This is a genomic window from Tropicibacter oceani (genome assembly GCF_029958925.1).
In the GTDB taxonomy this organism is placed as follows: domain Bacteria; phylum Pseudomonadota; class Alphaproteobacteria; order Rhodobacterales; family Rhodobacteraceae; genus Pacificoceanicola; species Pacificoceanicola oceani.
Genome location: NZ_CP124616.1, coordinates 821,463 through 844,652 on the forward strand (window position 1 = coordinate 821,463; position 23,190 = coordinate 844,652).

The window sequence follows — 23,190 nt, forward strand, 5'->3', positions numbered from 1 at the left end:
GGGGTCAATCTCCGTCTGGTTGCACCCAGCGTAGCAGAAGAAGCCCGATGGCGAAAAGGGCGATCAGCGGGGAAACGCCCAATTGCTGCGATCCGGTAAGCGCGGTCGTCACACCGATCAGCAAAGGGGCAAGGAACGAGGTGGCCTTGCCCGTCAGGGCATAAAGACCAAAGGATTCGGTGATATGGGCCGGGTCGGCCTGCCGGACCATCATGGTGCGCGAGGCAGACTGGATCACCCCGCCCGCCGCGCCGATGATCGCGCCGAAGACGTAAAAGGCCACGTCGGGCAAGGTCGAGTCTGCACCGACCTGAATGCCAAGGACCGAACCGGGCTGAATCGTGACGATGCCGATGGCCACGCCCATCAGGATGATGACGCAGACCTTGATCACCGGCTTGGGGCCAAAGGCGCTGTCGCAATGGCCGCCGATCATGGCAAAGACGGCGCCGGAAATGATGGCCAGGATGCCAAAGACGGCGGTGTCGACCACGGTCCAGCCCAGAACGCCAACCGCGTAGATGCCGCCAAAGGTATACATGCCGTTCAGCGCATCGCGGTAGAACATGCTTGAGGCCAGGTAGGCAAAGCGCGACGGATGGCGGGGCAGGTGGCGGATATTGCGCCACAGGGTTTGCAGCGCCTTGCGGACGGCGCCCTTTGGGGCGGGCGCGCTGCGCGGGTCGCGCACCCACAGGAAAAAGGGGATCATGAAGATCGCGTACCAGATCGCGGTCAGCGGACCGACAAAACGGGTGCCTTCGCGGGCTTCGGCATCCAGCCCGAACAGGGGATTCAGCTTGGCATAGGTCAGCCCGGTTTCGGGGCTTTCGGCAAAGAAGGCCAGCATGATGACCAGGGTCAGCAGCCCGCCAAGATATCCAAAGGCCCAGCCGTTGCCGGAAATTCGACCGATTTCCTCGCGGCTGCCCAGATCGGGCAGCATGGCGTTGGTAAAGATCGTCGCGAACTCCATCCCGATCAGCCCAAGCGCAAAGAAGAACAGCGTCTGGAACAGGTCGAAATTCGTCGGCGCGGCAAACCACAGCATGCCCGATCCAACCACGTAAAGCCCCGAGAACAGCCAGATCCAGCGCAGCCGGTTGCCCCCGGTATCGGCCATGGCGCCAAGGATCGGGGCCAGCAAGGCGATCACGATGCCGGCGGCCGCGATGCCAAAGCCCCAGGCCGCCTGCGCCCGCGATCCATCGCCGATCAACTGGCCCACGTAGGGGCCAAAGATGAAGGTGATCAACAGGGTGTTGTAGGGCTGGCTGGCCCAGTCGAAAAAGAACCAACCCCAAATGCGTTTGCGGTGTGATGGTTGCGCCATGCCCTGCCCCCTGTTTCGGCGCGATAGAACAGGGAAGGGCCTGATCTGGCAAGCCCTTGACCGGGTTTATTCCGGGGCGGTGTCCTGCATGGGGGGCCAGGGGCGCATGTCCTCGGCCTCGATCCAGCGGGCGACCCAGTCGGGCATCTCGGGCGACGTCGCTTGCAGGCCCATGGCCTGCATGATCCGGTCGGTGGTGACAATGCCGTTCTTGTCGGTGACGGCAGTGCGGAAAACCGCGTGATTGGCGCAGTCGCCGTTGGTCTTCCACATGCCCTGTTCGATGTACATGAACCGTTTGTCCCAGGCCAAAAGCCGCGAACGCATCTCGACCCGGTCGAACATCCGCACCCGGCGGCGATAGCGAACGACCGATCCGGCGACCGTCAGGCCCCAGCGCTGTTCCTTCAGCGTGCGGATCAGCCCGGTGCGCTGGGCAAAGGGAATGCGGCCAAGATCAAAGATCGTCAGGGTCCGGCCGTTGTTCAGCTCGACCCACATGTCCAGATCATGCGGCCAGCAGATGTGGTGCGACACATGGGTGTCCAGGATGTTCAGACGCGGCGCGCGGCGGGCAAGGTACATGTCCTTGAAAAGACGAATGAATGGATACATGGGGGGCTCCTGCGGTTGATCCCCTCGTGCGCCTGTGGGGCGGGCGCGTCAACCACGACCTTGCGTCCGACTTGCCCTTTGGGGACGCAGTGCTTAGGTCTTGCGCGGCGCAAGTGAACACAAAGGGTATATGATGCAGTCGCTTTTCCAGATCCTGATGCTGATCCTCGACATTGTCTGGTTCTTCATCATCGCCCATGTGATCATGAGCTGGCTGATCAATTTCCAGGTTTTGAACCTGCGCCAGCCGCTGGTGGCGCAAATCTGGGACGGCCTAAACCGCATCCTTGAGCCGCTGTACAGCCGCATCCGGCGGCTTTTGCCGCCGATGGGCGGGCTTGACCTTGCGCCGCTTGCGGTGCTGATCGGGGTTTACGCGCTTCGGATCATTCTCGCGAACAACGCTTCGTTCTTTTACGGTTTCTGAGCGCGGTTGAAGAAGAACAGGTTTTTCGTCGAAAAACCTGTTCACCGTTGCGCGTTTTGGTCATCGGGGCTTGATTCACCGATTCCCAGTATGTGATTGTCGCGACCAAAGCAGATCTCGTAAAAAACCGGCAGGACCCCCATGCCCCGCGACACTGCGTCCGCCGAGGCGCTTTTGAAGGATATCTTTGGTTTCGATGGATTTCGCCCCGGTCAGGGCGAGATTGTCGAGGCTGTCGCACGGGGCGAAAACGTCTTGGCGATCATGCCGACGGGCGGTGGCAAATCCCTGTGTTTTCAACTGCCTGCGCTGATGCGCGGCGGGATCACCGTGGTGATTTCCCCGCTGATCGCCCTGATGCGCGACCAGGTGCGCGGGCTGCGCGAGGCGGGGGTCGCCGCGGGCGCCCTGACCAGTGGCAACACCCAGGAAGAAACCGATGCAGTCTGGGACATGCTGCAGCAAGGCACGCTGAAACTGCTGTATCTGGCGCCTGAACGGCTGGCCAATGGCGGCACCCAGCGGATGCTGTCACAGGCCGGCGTCAGCCTGATTGCCGTGGACGAGGCGCATTGCGTCAGCCAGTGGGGCCATGATTTCCGCCCCGATTACCTGCGCATCGGCGAGTTGCGGCGCGCGCTGGATGTGCCCCTGGCGGCCTTTACCGCGACGGCAGATGCCGAAACGCAGGAAGAAATCGTCACGCGGTTGTTCGATGGCGTGGCGCCGTCGACCTTTCTGCGCGGGTTCGACCGGCCGAACATCCACCTTGCCTTTCAGGCCAAGGACGGGCCGCGCCAGCAGATCCTATCCTTTGCCGGCGCGCGCAAAGGCCAGTCCGGCATCGTCTATTGCGGCACCCGCGCCAAGACCGAAACGCTGGCGCAGGCGCTGCGCAGCGAGGGGCATTCCGCCTGTCACTATCATGGCGGGATGGAGGCCGAAGATCGCCGCGCGGTCGAGGAACGCTTTGCCACCGAGGATGGGTTGATCGTCGTGGCCACCGTGGCCTTTGGTATGGGGGTCGACAAACCCGATATCCGCTGGGTCGCCCACGCCGATCTGCCCAAGTCGATCGAGGCCTATTACCAGGAAATCGGCCGTGCCGGGCGCGATGGCGCCCCTGCCGAAACCCTGACGCTGTACGGCCCCGAGGATATTCGCCTGCGCCGTACCCAGATCGACGAAGGGCTGGCACCGGCGGACCGGCGCGATGCCGACCACGGCCGGCTGAACGCGCTGCTGGGTCTGGCCGAGGCGCTGGGCTGCCGCAGGCAGGCCCTGCTGGGGTATTTCGATGAACAGGCCGAGCCCTGCGGGAATTGCGATCTGTGTGACAGCCCGCCCGAGGTGTTCGACGGCACCGAGGCGGTGCGCAAGGCCTTGTCTGCAGCGCTGCGCACCGAAGAAAGCTTTGGCGCGGGACATCTGATCGACATCCTGATGGGCAAGATGACGGACAAGATCAGCGCGCGCGGTCACGACAATCTGCCGACCTTCGGTGTGGGCAAGGACCTGTCCAAGGGGCAATGGCAGGCGGTGTTCCGGCAGATGATGGGACACGACCTGATGCGCCCGGATGCGGATCGCCATGGTGCGCTGGTGATGACAGACCGCGCGCTGCCTTTGTTGCGCGGAGAGGACACGATCCAGCTGCGCCGCGACGCTGTCGTGCGCGCCACGGAACGCCGACCGGCGGTCAAGGAACTGGTCAGCGAGGAAGACGCGCCGCTGATGTCCGCGCTCAAGGCCAAGCGCCGCGCCCTGGCCGAGGCCGCGCGTGCCCCGGCCTATGTCATCTTTCCCGACCGGACCTTGATCGAAATGGCGACGCAGCGGCCCCGCACGCTGGACGACATGGCGCGGATCAGCGGTGTTGGCGCCAAGAAACTGGAACGCTATGGCGCGGCTTTCCTTGAGGTGATCAACGGCGAGGCCGAGCAGATGCACCCGACCCGCCGCAAACTGGCCGGGCGCGATGCCGGGGCGCTCTATGACGCGCTGATGGAGGCACAGGCGCAACTGGTGCGCGGCCCCGAAGGCATGGACAAACCGCTGTCGTGTTCGGCGTCCTTGTTGGCCAAGGTGGCCGAACAACGCCCCGGGTGCGAAAACACCATGCAGCGGCTGCTGGGTGACAAAAAGGCCGAGCGTTTCGGCCCGGCCTTCCTTGCGGTGTTGCGCGACGCGCAGGGGGCCTAGCCCTATTTCGCCACGTATTTGTGCGGCACGCATTGCAGCACGCCGTTGCGGTAGGTCAGGTATTTGTGGGGGTCCTTGCAGGTCAGGTACGAATAGTGACCCGTCATGTAGGACGTGTAGGGCGCATAGCAGTTGACCGCGTCACAGCCCTTGTCCCAGGGATGGGGCGAATAGGTCTTTTCCCTGGCAATCGCCGTGCTGGCGGGTGTGATTGCGGCGCAGGCCAACAGGGCAGCAGCAAGATGCTTTTTCATAAATCGTCTCCTGAAATAGTCGGTTCAATCCGGACAGCATGCCCCCGAATCGGTCTTTTTCCAAGGATTTCCGGTTTGGCGCCGATCTGGACCTTTGCCAGTGGGCGCACTAGATCGAACCGGACACCAAAAACCTTGGGGGCAAAATGCTGGTTGTGATTTCACCTGCCAAACGGCTGGACTGGACCGAACGCAAGGTCGACATGACCACGCCGGATTTTCTGGATGACGCCGGGCGGCTGGCCCGGACGGCCCGTAATCTGACCCTGGGCGATCTCAAGGGGTTGATGGACCTGTCGGACGATCTGGCGCGCCTGAACCGCGACCGCTTCAAGGCCTACACCGACACGCCCGGGTCCGAAGACATCCGCCCCGCCGCGCTGGCCTTTGCGGGGGATACCTATCAGGGGCTCGAGGCAGACACGCTGGACGCCGAGGAAATGGGATGGGCGCAGGATCACCTGCGCATCCTTTCCGGGCTGTACGGTTTGCTGCGGCCGCTGGACGGGATACAGGCCTATCGGCTTGAAATGGGGTCGCGCCTGAAAACCCGCCGCGGCGGGAACCTGTACGACTATTGGCGCGACGGGTTGGCCAAGGCGCTGAATGCGCAGGGGCAGGCGCTGGGCACCGATGTTCTGGTGAATTGCGCCAGCCAGGAATATTTCGGCGCGGTTCCGGCCAAGGCACTAAAGCTGCGGGTCATCACCCCGCAATTCATGGAAGACAAGAACGGTACGCCCAAGATCGTCAGCTTTTACGCCAAGCGGGCGCGCGGGGCGATGGCCCGGTATATCATCCAACACCGCCTGACCGATCCGGCCAGCCTGACGGATTTCGACAGCGGTGGGTACGAATACCGCCCCGAGCTGTCCGAGCCGGACAAGCCCGTGTTTCTGCGCGCCGCACAGGCCTGACCTCACGAGGCTTTCGCGGTGCGGATCTTTTTGCGGTAGGTCTGGATCTTCTGACCCAGTTCCGCCTTGCGCAGGGGCTTGGTCAGATAGTCGTCCAACCCGGCCTCAAGGATGGATTCGCGGTCGCCTGACATGGCATGCGCGGTCACCGCGACGATGGGCACGCGCGGCCCCTTGCCTTCCAGCACGCGGATTTCCCGCGTTGCCTGTTTGCCGTCCATGCGCGGCATGGAAATGTCCATGAAGATCATGTCGGGGCGCTGCGCCCTGTAGGCCTCGATCGCCTCGATGCCGTTGTTGGCAAAGCGCAGGGTGACGTTGAAAGAAGCCGCCATCTTGCGAAACACCAGCTGGTTCGTCTTGTTGTCCTCGGCAACCAGAACGTCCAGGGGCGGTTCGCTGTCTTCGGCAATGGCGGCGGGCGCGGGGCGTTTTTCGACAATCACCGGATCGACCGGCCTTGGCGCCGAGGAGGCCGGCTTGACCGATTCTAGCGCCGAGAACAAAAGCCTGCGCGGCGCGGGCTTTTGCAGAACGACCTGGATTTCCGCACGGTTGACCGACGCCAGCTGCGTCGGGTTGTCCGCCAGAAGGATCACCGGAACGCGGTGCCCTGACAGGTGCAATTGCGCGGCCAGCTCCTGGCCCTGCATGTCGGGCAGGTCCTGTTCGACGATCAACAGGTCCGGAGGCGATTGCATCCGGTCGATCGCCTCGGCCCCGGTCTTGCAAAATTCGGTGTGCAGCCCGAGGATGTCCAGCTGCTTGGACAGGATCGTCTGGTTCGCGCTGTGGTCATCCACAACCAGCACGCGTTTCAGATGTTCGGGCAGGCGGGCGCGTTCGAAGGTGGCGGGTTCGTCGGTGGGCAACATGATGCGCAAACCGAAACAACTGCCCTTGCCGAATTCCGAATCGACCCAGACTTCGCCATCCATCAATTCGACAAGGCGCTTGGTGATCGCAAGCCCAAGACCGGTGCCCTCGAACTGGCGGTTCCGTTCGTCTTCGACTTGGTTGAATTCGCCAAAGACATGGTTGACCTTGTCGGCGGGGATGCCGATGCCGGTATCCTCGATCGTGATGTGCACCGCCGATGGGCCGTTGTCCGCGACCATGCCCACCACCCGCACCAAAACATGGCCTTCGACGGTGAACTTGACGGCATTGCCGATCAGGTTGGTCAGGATTTGCCGGATGCGGCCCGGATCACCGATGAAACGGGTGGGCAGGAACATGTCGAAATCGACAAGCAACTGGATGTCCTTGTCCCGCGCCGTGGGCTGAAGCAGCATGATCACCTCGTGGATCGCGCGTTCCAGATCAAAGGGTTCTGGGTGCAGCTGCAGCTTTTCCGCCTCGATCTTGGAGTAGTCGAGGATGTCGTTGATGATGACAAGCAAGGCCTCGCCCGAGCTGCGGATCGTATCGAGGTACAGGCGTTGTTCGTCGGTCAGGTCGGTTTCCGCCATCAGGTCGGCCATGCCCACGACGCCATTCATCGGCGTGCGGATTTCGTGGCTCATGTTGGCAAGAAAGGCGGATTTGGCACGGTTGGCGGCCTCGGCCCTGATGGTCGCCTCTTTCAGGCGCTGCTGGTCCTTCTTGATTTCGGTGATGTCCATGCGCAGGCCGACCCGTCCGCCGCCGCGCGTTTCGCGTTCGTAAATCCGCAGCCAGCGGCCGTCGGCCAGTTGCTGTTCCAGTTCGCGGTCGGCGGTGCGATGCGCAAGCAGGCGTTCTTCCAGCCACTCGTCCTCGTGGCCGATCGCTTCGACGTATTGTCCGCGATCCAGTCCGAACCTCAGGATTTCCTCAAAGGTGGCGCCCGGGGCGATGGCGGGGGCGCTGGCGGCATAGATCTTTTTGTACGGCTCGTTGCACATCAACAAACGGTCGTCTTCGTCATAAAGGACAAAGCCGTCGGGCAGTTCCTCGACGGCGGACCACATCCGCATGAGTTCGGTGATGTCCACGCAAAGCGACACGACACCGCCATCGGGTGTCCTGCGGTCCTGGATCTTGACGAACCGCCCGTTCCACAGGCGGATGGTTTCGGCCGGGATCGGGTCTGCGGCCCAGCGGGCATACATCCGCGCCTGCCAGTCTTCGGACCCTTCGCCCTGCAGGTCCACGGACCCCTCTTCGACCAGCACTTTCAGGATTTCGGCGTAGGTCGTGCCCACGTCGATGCAGTCCATCCCTTCGAAGATCGACATGTAGGCGGGGTTCGCGATTTCCAGCCGGTTCTGGGAATCGAACATGGCAAACCCGTCGCGCACGGTTTCAAGCGCCTTCCACAGCTGGTCTTCGACCAGCTCGATCTTTTGGGTGGCTTCGCCCAGTTGCGTGATGACGCGCCGGTTTTCGTCCCGCACCTCGGCGACTTCGGCGCGGGTTTCCGTGATTTCGTGGCTAAGTTGCAGCGCATGGGCGCCCAGTTTCCTGTTGGCAGCGACAAGTTCGGCCTGCTTGAGTTCAAGCAGGCGTTCCGCCGACAGGCGGGCGCGTCGTTCTTCGGCCAGACGGTCGGCCATCTCCATGCATTGCCCTCCGAAATGCGAGGGCACTTTGCCGCCTTGGGGTGAAAATCTGCTTAAAAAATTCTTGTTTCGGACCTTGGATCAATGACCGGCGAAACCGTCCACGCGATGAAGGATCAGCCCGGCCGGGTATGGTTTTCCGGTACAGCCGAATCCTTGCCACAGTGTCAGGGCGCGTGTCACCATGAGGCATTCCTTGAAAGGAGTTTTTATCATGCGCCGTCTTATTCTGGCCCTCGTCCTGGGTTTTGTCAGCCCGTCCGCCGCCCTTGCCCAAGAGGCGATCCCAGACCGGCGGCTGATCGTGACGCGGGATGTGGATTTCTACGGCGCGGACCTTCAGGCGCTTTTCGACACCACGCTGGATGCCTGCGAGGCGCAGTGCCTGTCCAATTCTGCCTGCAAGGCTTTTACCTTCAACAAACGGTCAAACGCCTGTTTTCCGAAAACCGACATCACCGACCGCCAGCCCTATGAAGGCGCGATTTCCGCGCAGGTGATCGAAGTCGGCCGCGCCCAGCTGGACCTGGCGGCACAGCGCAAACCCGACCTGGCCTTTCTGCGCGATTCGGACCTGGAACAGGCCCGGAACGAGGCGGGGAACCTGGGCATTCGCCACGGCGGCGGCCAATGGACCCCCGAGGCGCTGCTGGACGCCGCGACCAAGTCGCGGTCTACCGGCAATCTGCGCGACGCCATCCACTGGACCGGCGCGGCGCTGGCCCAGACTGATGACCCGGCGCTGTGGATGCAATACGCCGACTGGTCCGCCGAAGTCGCCGAAACGCTGAGCGGCAGCGATCAGCGCATGTACCGAAATCGCGCCTTGCTTGCCTCGATCAACGCCTATCTGCGCAGCGCCGGGGACGCCCCCCGCGCGCTGGCGCTAACCACTATGGCGAAGGCATTGGAAAAGACCGGGCGCGGGCGCGACATGATTGCGCCGCTGCGTCTGGCCGAAAGCCTGACAGACGACCCCAAGGTGACCCGCCTGCTGGACGATGCCGTCGGCAAATACGGTTTCCGCGTGCAGGAACATCAGGTCGAGGCCGACAGCGCCACGCCGCGCATCTGCGCGCAGTTTTCCGAACCGTTGATCCGTGCCGGGCAGGATTATGCCCCCTATGTCCGACTGCCCGACCCGCGCCTTTCGATCGAAGCCGATGATCAGCGCATCTGCATCAGCGGTGTCGAACACGGCGGCCGCTATACCGTGACCTTCCGCTCTGGCCTGCCCGCCGCGAGCGGCGAGGAACTGGTCCGCGATGTCGAGATCACCGCCTATGTCCGCGACCGCAGCCCGGCTGTGGGCTTTCCGGGTCGGGCGTATGTTCTGCCGCGCAGCGCCGACGCGGGCCTGCCGATTGAAACGGTGAACCTGTCACAGGTCGCCCTGACGCTGCGCCGCGTGTCCGACCGCAACCTGCTGCGCGCGCTTCAGGACAACTATTTCGGCCAGCCGCTGAACGCCTATGAGGAACAGTACTTTGGCGCCGATATCGCCGAAGAGATCTGGACCGGCACGGGCGAGGTTGAAAACCGCCTGAACGCCGATGTGCTGACCCGCCTGCCGCTGGGCAGTGTGGTGGGCGATCTGCCTGCGGGGATCTATGCGCTGACGGCCTCGGCGCCGGGCAGCGACCCCTATGACGATGGGCGTGCGACGCAGTGGTTCATCCTGTCCGATATTGGCCTGACGACGATGCAGGGTAACGACGGGCTGACCGTCTTTGCCCGCGCCCTGAGCGATGCGCAGCCGATGACGGGACTTGAGGTGGCCTTGCTGTCCGGGTCCAACCGGGTGCTGGAGACGGTGCAGACCGATGCGCAGGGCGTGGCGCGGTTCGACGTCGGGCTGCTGCGCGGCGCTGGCGGCGCGCAGCCTGCGCTGGTGGTGGCCAAGCGGGGCGACGAGGATATCGCGTTCTTGTCGCTGACCGACCCGGCATTTGACCTGTCCGATCGCGGCGTCGAGGGGCGCGCGCCCTCTGGCCCGATTGATACCTTTCTGACCACCGACCGCGGGGCCTATCGCGCGGGCGAGGTGATCCATGTCACCACCCTGACCCGCGATGCACAGGCCAAGGCGCTGGGCGATCTGCCGGTGACGGCGGTGCTGACCCGCCCTGACGGGGTTGAGTATTCGCGCCACGTGTCGGCGGGCGGTCTGGACGGCGGGCATGTTTTTGCCCTGCCGCTGGCGGGGTCGGTTCCGCGCGGGACCTGGCGGCTTGAGATGTTTGCCGACCCGGACGCACCTGCCCTGGCCTCGCAAACCCTGCTGGTCGAGGATTTCGTGCCCGAACGCATTGATTTCGACCTGACCCTGCCCGAAGGCGTGATCAACCCGCTGGACGCGCCGCAATTGACGGTCAATGCGCGCTACCTGTTTGGCGCGCCCGGAGGCGATCTGCCTATCGAGGGCGAACTGACGCTGCGCGCGCAATCCGGGCTGGAGGCCTTTCCGCGCTACCGCTTTGGCCGCCACGATCAGGGCATTGCCGTGCGCACCGAAAGCTTTGCCGCGGATCTGTTCACCGATCCCGCTGGTCTGGCCGACCTGACCCTGCCTTTCCCGGATATGGATCCAGAGGGTCGCCCGATGGAGGCCCGCGTGACCCTGCGCATCGCCGAAGGGTCGGGCCGTCCGGTCGAACGCAGCATCACCCGGCCTGTCGCGCCGCCGACGCCGATGATCGGCATTCGCCCGGCCTTTGACGACACCCTGCCCGAAGGGGCCGAGGCGCGGTTCGACGTGATCGCGCTGGGCCCCGACCTGACACCGCAACCGATGCAGGTCACATGGCAGGTCAACCGCGTGAACACGCGCTATCAGTGGTATCAGCTGTACGGCAACTGGAACTGGGAACCGGTGACGACACGGACCACCGTGGCGCGCGGCACCGGGACGCTGGGCGCCGATCCCATGGCGATCACCGCCGATGTGGAATGGGGCGAATACGAGGTGGTCGTGGAACGCACCGACGGCGGCTATGTCGCGGCGTCGATGGCGTTCAGCGCGGGCTGGTACGCGCCTGCCAACGCCGCCGACACCCCGGATATGCTGGAGTTGTCGCTGGACAAACGCCAATACGCGCCGGGCGAGGTGGCCCAATTGCGCATGGTGCCGCGCTACGCGGGCAAGGCACTGGTCACGGTTCTGGCCGACCGCGTGATCTCGATGCAGGCCATCGAGGTGTCCGAGGGCGAAAACCTGCTGCAATTGCCTGTCACCGAAGAGTGGGGCGCGGGGGTCTATGTCACGGCGCAGGTGATCCGGCCGATGGATGTGGCCGCAGGCCACAACCCGGCGCGCGCCCTGGGTCTGGCCCATGCGGCGGTCGATCCGCAGGATCGCAAGCTGACCGTCAGCTTTGACGCCCCGACCGAGGCCGCACCGCGCAGCGCGTTGACCGCCGCCGTTCAGATTGACGGATTGTCGGCGGGCGAGGCGGCGCATGTCACGGTTGCCGCGGTCGATCTGGGCATCCTGAACCTGACCGCCTTTGCCAGCCCCGACCCGGCGGCCCATTACTTTGGCCAGCGCCGTCTGGGCGTTGAATTGCGCGATATCTATGGTCGGTTGATCGACGGCATGAACGGGGCGATGGGGCAGGTGCGTTCGGGCGGCGATGGCTCGGCCTCGATGCGGATGCAAAGCCCACCCCCGACCGAAGCCTTGGTCGCCTTTTTCCAGGGGCCGGTGACGGTGGACGCGCTGGGCCGCGCCGAGGTGTCGTTTGATATCCCGGATTTCAACGGCACCGTGCGGCTGATGGCCGTGGCCTGGTCTGACAAGGGCGTCGGACAGGCCGAGGCCGATGTTCTGGTGCGCGATCCGGTGGTTATCAGCGCCTCGCTGCCCCGCTTTCTTGCGCCGGGCGATGCCTCGCGCCTTTTGGTGGAGCTGACCCATGCCAAGGGCGCGGCGGGTGATATGCCGCTGTCGGTCACGGCAACCGGTGTGGCGCTGGACGCCGCCGCCATTCCGGCCAGCGTTGCGCTGGCGGATCAGGGCAAGCTGGCCTTGACCATTCCGGTGACCGCAGATCAGACCGGCGATCACACCATCGCCATCGCCCTGACCACCCCGGATGGCCAGCGCCTGACCAAGACGCTGACGCTGGGGGTGCGCGCCAACGATCCGCCGATTGGCGCGACGCGGCGGCTGTCGCTGGCTTCGGGGCAATCCTTTGCGCTGGACCGCGAGGTGTTTGCAGGTCTGCGCCCCGAGGGCAGTTCCGCCCTGGTGTCTGCCGGGCCATTGGCGCGGTTCGATGCGCCGGGGCTGCTGGAGCAACTGGACCGTTATCCCTATGGCTGCACCGAACAGGTGACATCGCAGGCCATGCCGCTGCTGTACCTCAGTTCGATTGCCGAACCTTTGGGCATCGGCGATGCGCAGCAGATCGCCCTGCGCATCGACCAGTCGATTACAAAGGTATTGACCCGGCAGGCGTCCAACGGGGCCTTTGGGCTGTGGCGCGCCGAAGCCGGGGATTTCTGGCTGGATGCCTATGTCACCGACTTTCTCAGCCGGGCGCAGGTTGCGGGCCGATCGGTGCCTGATCTGGCCATGCGCAACGCGCTGGACAACCTCAAGAACCGCATCGCCTATGCGCCCGATTTCGACGAGGGAGGCGAGGATATCGCCTATGCCCTGATGGTGCTGGCCCGCGAAGGTCGGGCCGCCATGGGTGACCTGCGGTACTATGCGGATGAAAAGGCCGACGCCTTTTCCACGCCGCTGGCGCAGGCCCAACTGGGCGCGGCCCTGGCCGCCTATGGCGATCAGCCGCGCGCCGATGCGATGTTCGCCAAGGCCGCCGCCCGCATCGCAGGTCAGGCTCAGGCTGACGAACGGGTGTACCGCGCCGATTACGGCAGCGATTTCCGCGATGCCGCCGGGGTTTTGTCCCTTGCGGTCGAGGCGCGCTCGACCGCGCTGGATCTGGATGCTTTGACGGCGCGGATCGCCTCTGTCACCCGGCCCTTGTCGACGCAGGAACAGGCCTGGGCGCTGTTGGCGGCCCACGCCATGGTGCAGGACCCGACGGTTTCGGGGCTGGAGGTGGACGGGGTGCCGCAGGTCGGGCCCTTTGTGCGCAAACTCGATGGTGAAACGCTGCAACCAATGACGATCCGCAACACCGCCAGCCTGCCAACCGATGTCACCCTGACCACCTTGGGCGTTCCTCAGGGGGCAAGCGAGGCGACGGGCTATGGCTATGCCATCACGCGCGAATATTTCACCATGGAGGGCGAAGCGCCGGGGGATCAGGTCCGCGCGGGCGACCGGCTGGTCGCGGTGCTGACCGTGCGCCCCTCGGACGACACGCGCGCGCGCCTGATGATCGACGATGCCCTGCCGGCGGGGTTCGAGATCGACAACCCCAACCTGCTGCGCGCCGGCGATCTGCGGGCGCTGGACTGGCTGGAGCCGTCCGAGGCCGATCATGCCGAGTTCCGCAGTGATCGGTTCCTGGCCGCCGTTACGCATTCGGGCAGGGACCCGGTGCGGCTGGCCTATATCCTGCGGGCGGTATCGCCCGGCACGTTCCACCATCCCGCGGCCCTGGTCGAGGATATGTACCGCCCCGACTATCGCGCCACGACGGCCTCGGGGACGGTGACGATCCTGCCGTGACATGACCCGCGCCCTTGTCGCCCTTGTCGTGATGCTCTGGTCCGTCGCCGCGATGCGCGACGGGCTGGAACGCTACGTCGATGCCACGGAACTGCCGGTGATGGTGCATGCCACCAGCCCCGAGGTGCGTGATCGCAACGGGCATTTGCTGCGCGCCTATCACATCGAGGACGGGCTGTGGCGCATGGCCCTGTCCGCCGATCAGGTCGACCCGTTGTTCTACAAGATGCTGGTCGCTTACGAGGACAAGCGGTTTTACCAGCACAAGGGGGTCGATCCACAGGCGACCCTGCGCGCGGCCTGGCAGGCTGTGCGCCATGGCCGCATCGTGTCGGGGGCCTCGACCCTGACGATGCAGGTCGCGCGCCTGCTCGAGGACGGGACCACCGGCCAATGGCAGGGCAAGCTGCGGCAGGTGCGGCTGGCGCTGGCGCTGGAACGGCGGCTGAGCAAGGCGCAGATCCTGGACCTGTACCTGCAACTGGCCCCTTATGGTGGCAACGTCGAAGGATTGCGCGCAGCATCCCTGGTCTGGCTGGGCAAGGAACCGGGGCGTCTGACCCCGGCCGAGGCGGCGCTGCTGGTCGCCCTGCCGCAAGCCCCCGAAAGCCGTCGCCCCGACCGAAATGCTGCCGCCGCCCGCATGGCCCGCGACCGGGTGCTCGACCGGATGGCGCAGGCCCGGGTGATCGGCACCGAAGACGCCCGCGCAGGGCAGACAGACCCGGCCCCCTTGGGGCGGCACGCGATGCCGCAGATTGCCCCGCATATGGCGGATCGCGCAATTGCGCGCGGGCCGGGGCGGCATGACCTGACGCTGGATCGCGCGCTGCAAACCGCGATCGAGGACCTGACCCGCACCTATATGGCGGGCCGCGATCCGCGCCTGTCGATGGCCGTGGTCGTGGCGGGTATCGAAAGCGGTGAAATCCTCGCTTCGGTCGGATCGCCCTTGTACACGGCGGCGGTTGGGCAGGGCTTTGTCGACATGACGCGGGCACAACGGTCGCCCGGGTCGACGTTGAAACCGCTGGTTTACGGGTTGGCGTTTGATCGTGGTCTGGCGCATCCCGAAACGCTGATCCTGGATACGCCGGTGCAGTTCGGCACCTATGCGCCGCAGAACTTTGACGGGATTTTCCGGGGGGAATTGCCGGTGCGGCGCGCGCTGCAACTGTCGCTGAACATCCCGGTGATCCGCCTGACCGAGGCGCTGGGGCCCGCGCACCTGATGACGGCGCTCAGGCGTGCCGGGGTCAACCCGGGCCTGCAGGGCGGTGCACCGGGACTGGCGCTGTCGCTGGGCGGTGTCGGGGTGACGCTGGAAGAAATGGTGCAGCTATACGGCGCCTTGGCGCGCGGTGGTCAGGGCAAGGCGCTGATCTGGGAAAAGGGCGATGCCCCCGCGCCGCTGGGGCCGGTCATGACGCGCGCCTCGGCCTGGCAGGTCGGGCACATTCTGGCGGGACTGGCGCCACCGCCGCAGGCCGGACCGCCGGGGCGGGTGGCCTACAAGACGGGTACGTCATACGGGCACCGCGATGCCTGGGCGTTGGGCTGGAACGGCCGCTATGTGGCGGGGGTCTGGCTGGGTCGGCCTGATGGCACGCCGGTTCCCGGGGCCTTTGGCGGCGATCTTGCCGCGCCGATGCTGTTCGAGGTTCTTGGCCGCGCCGATCCACGTGTGACCCCCTTGCCTCCGCCGCCGCCAGAAACCTTGCTGGTTGGTCGCGCCGGGCTGCCGGGGAACCTGCAACGCTTTGGCCCGCGCGAGGCGGCGCCCGATCTGCAACTGACCTTTCCACCGCAGGGTGCGCAACTGGCGGCGGGCAGCGTCATCCCGGTCAAGCTGCGGGGGGGAACCCCGCCCTACACGCTGTTGGCGGATGGGGCTGTGGTGGCAAGCAACCTGCGCGGGGCCGAGTTCACGGCCCCGGTGTCGGGCTTGGGCTATACGGTTTTGTCGGTGATCGACGCACGGGGCCAATCGGGCCGCGTGCTGATCGAGCTGCGCTGAGACGGGCAGTGGTCTTGCCGCGACCCGTGGTTTGATCGCGGCAAGTTGTGGCCAAAGCTGATTAGAGGCGTTCGATGGCCAGAGCGATGCCCTGTCCGCCGCCGATGCACATGGTGATCAGTGCGCGTTTGCCGCCGATGCGTTCCAGTTCATACAGCGCCTTGATGGTGATGATGGCGCCGGTGGCGCCGACCGGATGACCCAGCGCGATTGCGCCGCCGTTCGGGTTCACCTTGGCCGGATCAAGCCCCAGTTCCTTGTTCACTGCCAGCGCCTGCGCGGCAAAGGCTTCGTTGCTTTCGATCACGTCGAAATCATCGGGGCCAAGGCCGGTGCGGGCGAACAGGGCGCGGCAGGCGGGGACCGGGCCGATGCCCATGACCTCGGGGCGCACACCGGCATGGGCATAGCCGATGATCCGCGCGCGCGGGGTCAGACCGGCCTTGGCCGCAGCCCCTGCCGTTGCCAGAACCAGCGCGGCCGCGCCGTCGTTGATGCCCGATGCGTTGCCCGCCGTCACGCTGCCGTCCTTTTTGAAGGCCGGGCGCAGGCCTGCCAGCGCCTCGAGCGTCGTGGCCTTGGGGTGTTCGTCCTGCGCAAAAAGCACCATGTCGCGTTTGACGCGAACCTCGACCGGGGTGATCTGGTCGGCAAAGCGGCCTTCGGCGATGGCCTTGGCGGCGCGCGTCTGGCTTTCTAGGGCAAAGGCATCCTGCGCGGCGCGGCTGATATCATGTTCGCCCGAAACGTTTTCCGCCGTCACCCCCATGTGACCGCTGCCAAAGGGGCAGTTCAGTGTGCCCAGCATCATGTCGAGCGTGCGGATATCGCCCATCTTGGCGCCCCAGCGCTGGTCCGGAACGATATAGGGCGACCGCGACATGTTTTCAGCGCCGCCGACCAGTGCAAATTCGGCATCCCCCAGCATCAGCGATTGCGCGCCCGAAACGATGGCCTGCGCGCCCGATCCACACAACCGGTTGACGTTCATCGCAGGCACGCTGTCCGGCACTCCGGCCTTCATCGCGGCAACGCGGGACAGGTACATGTCCTTGGGTTCGGTGTTGATGACATTGCCGAAAACGACGTGGCCGATCTGGGCGCCCTCGACGCCCGAGCGTTCCAGCGCGGCCTTGGCCGCCGCTGCGCCCAGATCGCTGGGCGGCGTGCCCGCCAGCGATCCGCCAAAGGTGCCGATGGCCGTGCGTGCACCGCCAAGGATAACAATATCGTCGCTCATCTTCCGCTCCTGCAGTTGGTTGGGGGAACTATGCGGGCCTTCGGGCCAGTTGTCAGCCGCAACGTTTCGTCACAGCGCCTTGCTTGACAGGCCTGTCGCCGCACTTCAGCCTGCGGCAAAGCCATCGAGAGCCCGCAATGATCCTGCCCTCAGTCATCGACGCCATCGGCGACACGCCTCTGGTCGACCTGTCACGGTTGACCGCGCAGCTGGGGCTTGAGGGTCGCATCCTGGCCAAGCTGGATTATCTGTTGCCGGGCTTTTCGAAAAAGGACCGGGCCGCCAAGGCGATCATCGAAGCGGCGCGCGCGGATGGCACGCTGATGCCTGGGCAGGTCGTGGTCGAACTGACGTCGGGCAACATGGGCACCGGCCTGGCGATTGTCTGCGGCGTGCTGGGACATCCTTTCGTTGCGGTGATGAGCGCGGGAAACTCGGTCGAGCGGGCGCGAATGATGCGCGCGCTGGGGGCCGAGGTGGTCCTTGTTCCGCAGGCCAGCGGCGGGCGCCCCGGCCAGGTTTCAGGCGCTGACCTTGCCTTGGTCGAGGCGCAAGCGCAGCAGATCACGGCAGAGCGCGGGGCCTTTCGGGCCGATCAGTTTGCCCATCCGGGCAACCCGGCGGCCCATGAAACCGGCACGGCCCCGGAAATCTGGCGGCAGTCCGGCGGGGCTGTGACGGCGTTTTGCGATTTCGCAGGCTCGGGCGGGACACTTGGCGGGGCCGCGCGGTTCTTTGCGGGGCAGGGGGTGCGCAGCTATGCGGTCGAGCCAGAAGGCGCGCAGGCGATCGCGGGCGGGGCCGTCGACACTCCGGATCACCCGATCCAGGGCGGCGGCTATCTGATGGGCGATCTTGCGCATCTGCGCGGCGTGCCAATGGCGGGCCACCTGGCCGTCAGCGGCAAGGAAGCACGCGACCATGCCCGGCTGTTGGCGCAGCACGAAGGGATTTTTGGCGGTTATTCCGCGGGCGCGAACCTTTGCGCCGCCGCCCGACTGCTAAAGGGTCCCGAGCGGGGAGGCTGCATCGCCATCGTCATCTGTGACAGCGGCCTGAAATACCTGTCTACCGACCTTTGGGCGTGATCGGCCGGCAGACTGTGCGCATGGTGTGCTGGGGCCGCCGCCTGCCCAGGGCAGGATCAGCGCAGGCGGCGGCCGCTGGCATCCTGGGGCGGCGCAAGTTTGACCTTGGGCCGGCTCCAGCGGGCAACAAGTGATCTGATCGCCGCGCCAAGTGAGAGATCGGCGGGGCGTTCGCCCCTGGCGGGGACATGCGGACCCGGCCCATCGGCGTATCGCCGCCGGGCCAGGTCGTGCCATTTATCATCGGAGTAAGACATGGGCTCAAATTGCCCATGGACCCTTACCAAACCTTTAAATGTCCGGGGCGTCCAAAGATTTTTCCTGTGGATTGGTAAAACCGTTGTTTTCCAGGATCTTCACTTCGCGCTGGGGGAAGGGGATCGAGATGTCGTTTTCCTTGAACGCATCCCAAAGCGCCAGGTAGACATTGCCGCGAATGTTGGTCAGCCCGCCTGTCGGATCGGTGATCCAGAAGCGCAGGATATAGTCCACGCTGCTGTCGCCAAAGCCGACGATATGGCAGACCGGCGGCTTGAAGCTGAGAACGCGTTCAACGCCCTTCGCGGCCTCGACCGCGATCTTGCGCACCAGGTGGGGGTCGTCCGAATAGGCGGTGCCAAAGTAGATATCCAGCCGCACGAAATCGTTGGTATGGGACCAGTTGACCACCTGCCCGGTGATCAGGTCTTCGTTCGGGATCAGGTATTCCTTGCCGTCACGGGTGACGACGCTGACATAGCGGGCGCCCAGGCTTTGGATCCAGCCAAAGGTTTCACCCAGGCTGATGACATCGCCGGGCTTGATCGACTTGTCGAGCAGGATGATGATGCCGGACACCAGGTTCGACACGACCTTTTGCAACCCGAAACCCAGGCCGACACCGATAGCGCCCGACAGCACGGCAAGACCGGTCAGGTCAAAGCCGACCAGCTTGAGTCCCATGAAAAAGGCGCTGCCGTACAGAACCACCTGAAGGAACTTGATCGCCAGCACCTGCATCGAGGGGCTGATGTCCTTGTTGTTGCGAATGCCCGATGCGCTGGTGCTGGCGGCAAACCGGGCAATGGCAATCAGCAGCGCCAAAAGCACGAACGCCTTGACCACCAGCCATAGCGAAAGACGCGTTTCGCCGATCGTCAGCGCGATGGACTCCAGCACCGCCTGAGTTTCGTCCGTGATGCCCAGGATCGACAGGGTCACCCAGGTCCAGGCGCCATAGCGGGCAAGGTTGCGCAGCAGCGGATTGATGATCAGCCGGGTGGCAAAGACGATGAAAAGCCAGGCGGTGGCAAGATTGGCAATGATGCCAAGGATATAGGACCGTGACGGCCAGGTCACTTCGCGCATGACCAGCACGACGATCCAGATCACGATGACAAAGAAGATCATGCGCAACCGGCGATGGACGATCAGGCCGATGCGCAGTTTCCACTTGGGCCAGCCTTCGCGCGTGCGCAGCCAGTCGTTCAGCCTGGGGCGCAGGGCGGCCGCCAGCAGGTGAACGCAGACGAAAACCGCCAGCGCGATCAGCAGCTGATACCCGGCCCAGGGTCGCAACAGGTTGGTCAGCAGGGCCTGGGCCTGGGTCAGCAGGCCGTTAACCTCGGTGCTGATCGGGGCGAGGGCCTCTTGCAGTGGAGTAGTGTCAGGATTCATGCGCGCCCCTTGTCGGGATCAGACTGGCACCGCAATGGCGCGCAGGCAAGGGCGGGCTTTAGTGCAGCGTGACGACAGGGGCCGTCACCGAGGGCCCCTGGTCGGCCTGCACGGTCAGGGCCGCCACCCCAAGGACGGCGATCATCAGTACGGTCACAAAGTTCAGCGGGCTACGCATCGTCGGGGAGATCCTCGTTAAAGACCGTCTATAAAAAGTGCGCAAGCGCGTCGCTTCAATGCGACATCTTTGCCGGTGTTTGATGAAACGCTGTGGTCTGCGCAAAGGATTGCGCTATTGTTCTGCAGCTTAAGCGTCGAAGGGACAGCCGTCAGATGTTGGAAAGCCGGAAAAGACTGCGCTATCTGTTTCTGAACGATGGAATTTTCGTTGTTCGGGTTGTCGGGCTGTTCCAGATGGGTGACGGGTTCATCGAACGGCTTGCGCTGCGGCATTCGGTTCCTTCGGACCGGCGCAATACCGCCTTTGTCGATTTGTCGCTCATGACTGACGCAGATATTCGCGGCGGCGACATCATGACAATGGCCACCTCTCAACAGTACGAGCGTGCGGAACTGAAGCGAAGCGCCCGGATCGCGCTCTATGCCCCCGAAGGCAGTACCGCCTACGGTATCGCACGCATGTACGAAGCCTTCGCTCAGTCAGCAGAATTTCTGGACGTGTGCCTGTTCGTCGATCCCGACGAAGCGCTGGATTGGCTGGGCTCTTCGGACAACTATGCCGACATAACGGGACGCAGCGACTGGTTGATTGCCTGACAGGGATATGCGCGGCAAAGCCAACTCTTGATAGACTCGGGCAAAGCGCGTATCTCGCCTGTCATGGCAAAAATTTTCAATGTCGGCGACCGCGCCCGCCTGCGCGAACGGTTCTACGGTGCAACGCACACCGTTCTTGCGCGCCTATGAGGCGCCGCGCCTGTTGGCGCGCCCTGTCTTGATAGACCTCCTTCACAGACCCCTTACATAACGAACGGGAGAGGACCCATGTCCCCCAAAACGCTCTATGACAAAATCTGGGATGCCCACGTCGTCCAGGAAGACGCCGACGGCACCTGCCTTCTGTATATCGACCGCCACCTTGTCCACGAGGTGACCAGCCCCCAGGCCTTTGAAGGCCTGCGCATGGCGGGCCGCAAGGTGCGCGCCCCGGAAAAGACCATCGCCGTGCCGGATCACAACGTTCCGACCACGCTGGACCGTGCCAAGGGCATCGACAACGAAGAATCCCGCATCCAGGTCGAGGCGCTGGACAAGAACGCCAAGGATTTCGGCGTGCATTATTACCCGGTCTCTGACGTGCGTCAGGGCATCGTGCACATCGTCGGCCCCGAACAGGGCTGGACCCTGCCGGGCATGACCGTGGTTTGTGGCGACTCGCATACGGCCACGCATGGTGCATTCGGCGCGCTGGCGCATGGCATCGGCACGTCCGAGGTCGAGCATGTTCTGGCCACCCAGACGCTGATCCAGAAGAAGTCCAAGAACATGAAGGTCGAGATCACCGGCAAGCTCAAGCCGGGCGTGACCGCCAAGGACATCACGCTGGCCGTGATCGGGGAAACCGGCACCGCAGGCGGCACCGGTTATGTCATCGAATATTGCGGCGAAGCGATCCGCGACCTGTCGATGGAAGGCCGCATGACCGTCTGCAACATGGCCATCGAAGGCGGCGCGCGCGCCGGCCTGATCGCGCCGGACGAAAAGACCTTTGAATACGTCAAGGGCCGCCCGCACGCGCCCAAGGGTGCCCAGTTCGAGGCCGCGCTGGCCTGGTGGAAGACCCTGTATTCCGATGACGACGCGCATTGGGACAAGGTCGTGACCCTGAAGGGCGAAGAGATCGAGCCGGTCGTGACCTGGGGCACCTCGCCCGAGGACGTGCTGCCGATTTCCGCCGTGGTGCCCGCCCCCGAAAGCTTCAAGGGTGGCAAGGTCGAGGCGGCAAAGCGCGCGATCGAATACATGGGGCTGACCCCGGGTCAGAAACTGACCGACATTCAGATCGACACGGTCTTTATCGGGTCCTGCACCAACGGTCGGATCGAAGATCTGCGCGCCGCCGCCGAGATCCTGAAAGGCAAGAAGATCAAGGAAGGCATGCGCGCCTTGGTCGTGCCTGGCTCGGGTCTGGTACGGGCGCAGGCCGAGGAAGAGGGTCTGGCCGACATCTTCAAGGAGGCCGGTTTCGAATGGCGCCTTGCGGGGTGTTCCATGTGCCTTGCCATGAACCCCGACCAGCTGTCCGAGGGCGAGCGTTGCGCATCGACCTCGAACCGCAACTTTGAAGGGCGTCAGGGCTACAAGGGGCGCACGCATCTGTTGTCGCCGGCGATGGCCGCTGCGGCGGCGATCACCGGTCACCTGACCGATGTGCGGGACCTGGTGTGAAAACGCCTGCGCAGCAGGGGGCTGGCGCGGCCTTGCAGGACGTCGCCACCCTTTGGATCGGCGGTGAGCTGAACTGGCTTCACCAGCTTTCGCTGGCCAGTTTCGTTCACCGTGGTCACCGCGTGACTCTGTACTATTCAGAGATGGACGCGGCGCCCAGGGTTCCCGATGGGGTGGAAACCCGCCCCGCCGCGGAAATCTGGGATGCCAAGGCCGCCGGTCACGAAGGGGCCCCTGCCTCGATGCAGTCGGATATCTTCCGGCTGCACCTGCTGCGCAAGACTGACTGCGTCTGGATCGACGCCGATGTGCTGTGTTACCGCCCCTTGTCGCCCGACGTCTATCATGTCGGGCGCGAGCCAAGCGGCACGGTCAACGGCGCGGTGCTCAAGCTGCCCAGAACCTCGCCCACATTGAACCTGTTGCTTGAATGGTTCGCGGACCCCGAATGGGTGCCGCACTGGCTGACCGAACAGCAGCAGGCCAAGGTGGCCAAGGCCCCCCCGGGCAAGCGGATGCTGGCGGCCTTTCGGCTGGCGCGCCCCTCTGTCGGGCCGCGCGCGCTCAAGCATACCATGCGCAATCAGGGCGAATTCAAGCATCTCAAGTCGCCGGATGTCTATTATCCGGTGCGCGGGGTGTTTACCGACGCCTTTTTCAACCCCAAGGGCGGTGTCGATGGCTGGCTGACCGAAAAGACCCAAGGCATTCATCTGTATGCCTCGATGATCCGGCCCTACCATGAACGGCACATGCCCGACCCTGACAGCTTTATCGCGCGTTTCGCGCGGGACATTGACTTCGAAATCGCCCTGTGACGGCGATCAGCACGAGGAAACTCA

General features: G+C 64.5%; 15 protein-coding genes. 9 read left to right on the forward strand and 6 right to left on the reverse strand.

What is annotated here, in order from left to right:
* Positions 1-4 precede the first annotated feature (4 nt).
* Together QF118_RS03910 and QF118_RS03915 are read right to left on the reverse strand one after the other, a co-directional pair.
* Complete coding sequence (locus QF118_RS03910; RefSeq protein ID WP_282301343.1) at positions 5-1,333, reverse strand: MFS transporter; 1,329 nt, start codon at positions 1,331-1,333, stop codon at positions 5-7.
* 66 nt (positions 1,334-1,399) lie between these two features.
* The gene (locus QF118_RS03915) at positions 1,400-1,948 is read right to left on the reverse strand and encodes an acyl-CoA thioesterase (RefSeq protein ID WP_282301344.1); all 549 of its coding nucleotides are present in this window, start codon (positions 1,946-1,948) and stop codon (positions 1,400-1,402) included.
* A 133-nt stretch (positions 1,949-2,081) separates the two neighbouring features.
* On the opposite strand from QF118_RS03915, the gene QF118_RS03920 reads away from it, so the two are divergent.
* Both QF118_RS03920 and recQ read left to right on the forward strand, forming a co-directional pair.
* On the forward strand, positions 2,082-2,375 hold the full coding sequence (locus QF118_RS03920) for a YggT family protein (RefSeq protein WP_282302397.1): 294 nt from the start codon (positions 2,082-2,084) through the stop codon (positions 2,373-2,375).
* A gap of 141 nt (positions 2,376-2,516) precedes the next feature.
* Complete coding sequence (recQ, locus tag QF118_RS03925) at positions 2,517-4,577, forward strand: DNA helicase RecQ (RefSeq protein ID WP_282301345.1); 2,061 nt, start codon at positions 2,517-2,519, stop codon at positions 4,575-4,577.
* Positions 4,578-4,579: 2 nt separating this feature from the next.
* Here the strand turns inward: recQ and QF118_RS03930 are convergent, their stop codons facing one another.
* The gene (locus tag QF118_RS03930) at positions 4,580-4,831 is read right to left on the reverse strand and encodes a hypothetical protein (protein WP_282301346.1); all 252 of its coding nucleotides are present in this window, start codon (positions 4,829-4,831) and stop codon (positions 4,580-4,582) included.
* A gap of 146 nt (positions 4,832-4,977) precedes the next feature.
* On the opposite strand from QF118_RS03930, the gene yaaA reads away from it, so the two are divergent.
* Positions 4,978-5,748 (forward strand): peroxide stress protein YaaA, encoded by a 771-nt coding sequence (gene yaaA, locus QF118_RS03935; RefSeq protein ID WP_282301347.1) that lies wholly within the window; start codon positions 4,978-4,980, stop codon positions 5,746-5,748.
* Between the two features lie 2 nt (positions 5,749-5,750).
* Here yaaA and QF118_RS03940 read toward each other — a convergent pair whose 3' ends face one another.
* Positions 5,751-8,291 carry a response regulator gene (locus QF118_RS03940; protein WP_282301348.1) on the reverse strand — a complete coding sequence of 847 codons (2,541 nt, stop codon included), beginning with the start codon at positions 8,289-8,291 and terminating at the stop codon, positions 5,751-5,753.
* A gap of 214 nt (positions 8,292-8,505) precedes the next feature.
* Here QF118_RS03940 and QF118_RS03945 point away from each other — a divergent pair, with 214 nt between their 5' ends.
* Together QF118_RS03945 and pbpC are read left to right on the forward strand one after the other, a co-directional pair.
* Positions 8,506-13,938, forward strand: coding sequence for an alpha-2-macroglobulin family protein (locus tag QF118_RS03945; RefSeq protein WP_282301349.1), 5,433 nt, complete (start codon positions 8,506-8,508; stop codon positions 13,936-13,938).
* 1 nt (position 13,939) lies between these two features.
* On the forward strand, positions 13,940-15,955 hold the full coding sequence (pbpC, locus tag QF118_RS03950) for a penicillin-binding protein 1C (RefSeq protein WP_282301350.1): 2,016 nt from the start codon (positions 13,940-13,942) through the stop codon (positions 15,953-15,955).
* Between the two features lie 61 nt (positions 15,956-16,016).
* Here pbpC and QF118_RS03955 read toward each other — a convergent pair whose 3' ends face one another.
* Positions 16,017-17,195, reverse strand: a complete 1,179-nt coding sequence (locus QF118_RS03955) for an acetyl-CoA C-acyltransferase family protein (RefSeq protein ID WP_282301351.1) — start codon at positions 17,193-17,195, stop codon at positions 16,017-16,019.
* Between the two features lie 137 nt (positions 17,196-17,332).
* Between QF118_RS03955 and QF118_RS03960 the strand changes: the two genes are divergently transcribed.
* On the forward strand, positions 17,333-18,283 hold the full coding sequence (locus QF118_RS03960; RefSeq protein ID WP_282301352.1) for a PLP-dependent cysteine synthase family protein: 951 nt from the start codon (positions 17,333-17,335) through the stop codon (positions 18,281-18,283).
* A gap of 291 nt (positions 18,284-18,574) precedes the next feature.
* On the opposite strand, the gene QF118_RS03965 is transcribed toward QF118_RS03960, so the two are convergent.
* Entirely contained in the window at positions 18,575-19,939 is a 1,365-nt protein-coding gene (locus QF118_RS03965) for a mechanosensitive ion channel family protein (protein WP_282301353.1), read from the reverse strand.
* 333 nt (positions 19,940-20,272) lie between these two features.
* On the opposite strand from QF118_RS03965, the gene QF118_RS03970 reads away from it, so the two are divergent.
* The 3 genes from QF118_RS03970 (at position 20,273) to QF118_RS03980 (ending at position 23,166) form a co-directional block, all read left to right on the forward strand.
* Positions 20,273-20,716, forward strand: coding sequence for a hypothetical protein (locus QF118_RS03970; RefSeq protein WP_282301354.1), 444 nt, complete (start codon positions 20,273-20,275; stop codon positions 20,714-20,716).
* A gap of 228 nt (positions 20,717-20,944) precedes the next feature.
* Entirely contained in the window at positions 20,945-22,348 is a 1,404-nt protein-coding gene (gene leuC / locus QF118_RS03975) for a 3-isopropylmalate dehydratase large subunit (protein ID WP_282301355.1), read from the forward strand.
* Complete coding sequence (locus tag QF118_RS03980) at positions 22,345-23,166, forward strand: glycosyltransferase family 32 protein (RefSeq protein WP_282301356.1); 822 nt, start codon at positions 22,345-22,347, stop codon at positions 23,164-23,166. Before leuC ends, QF118_RS03980 begins: the two co-directional genes overlap by 4 nt.
* The last annotated feature ends 24 nt before the right edge of the window (positions 23,167-23,190 follow it).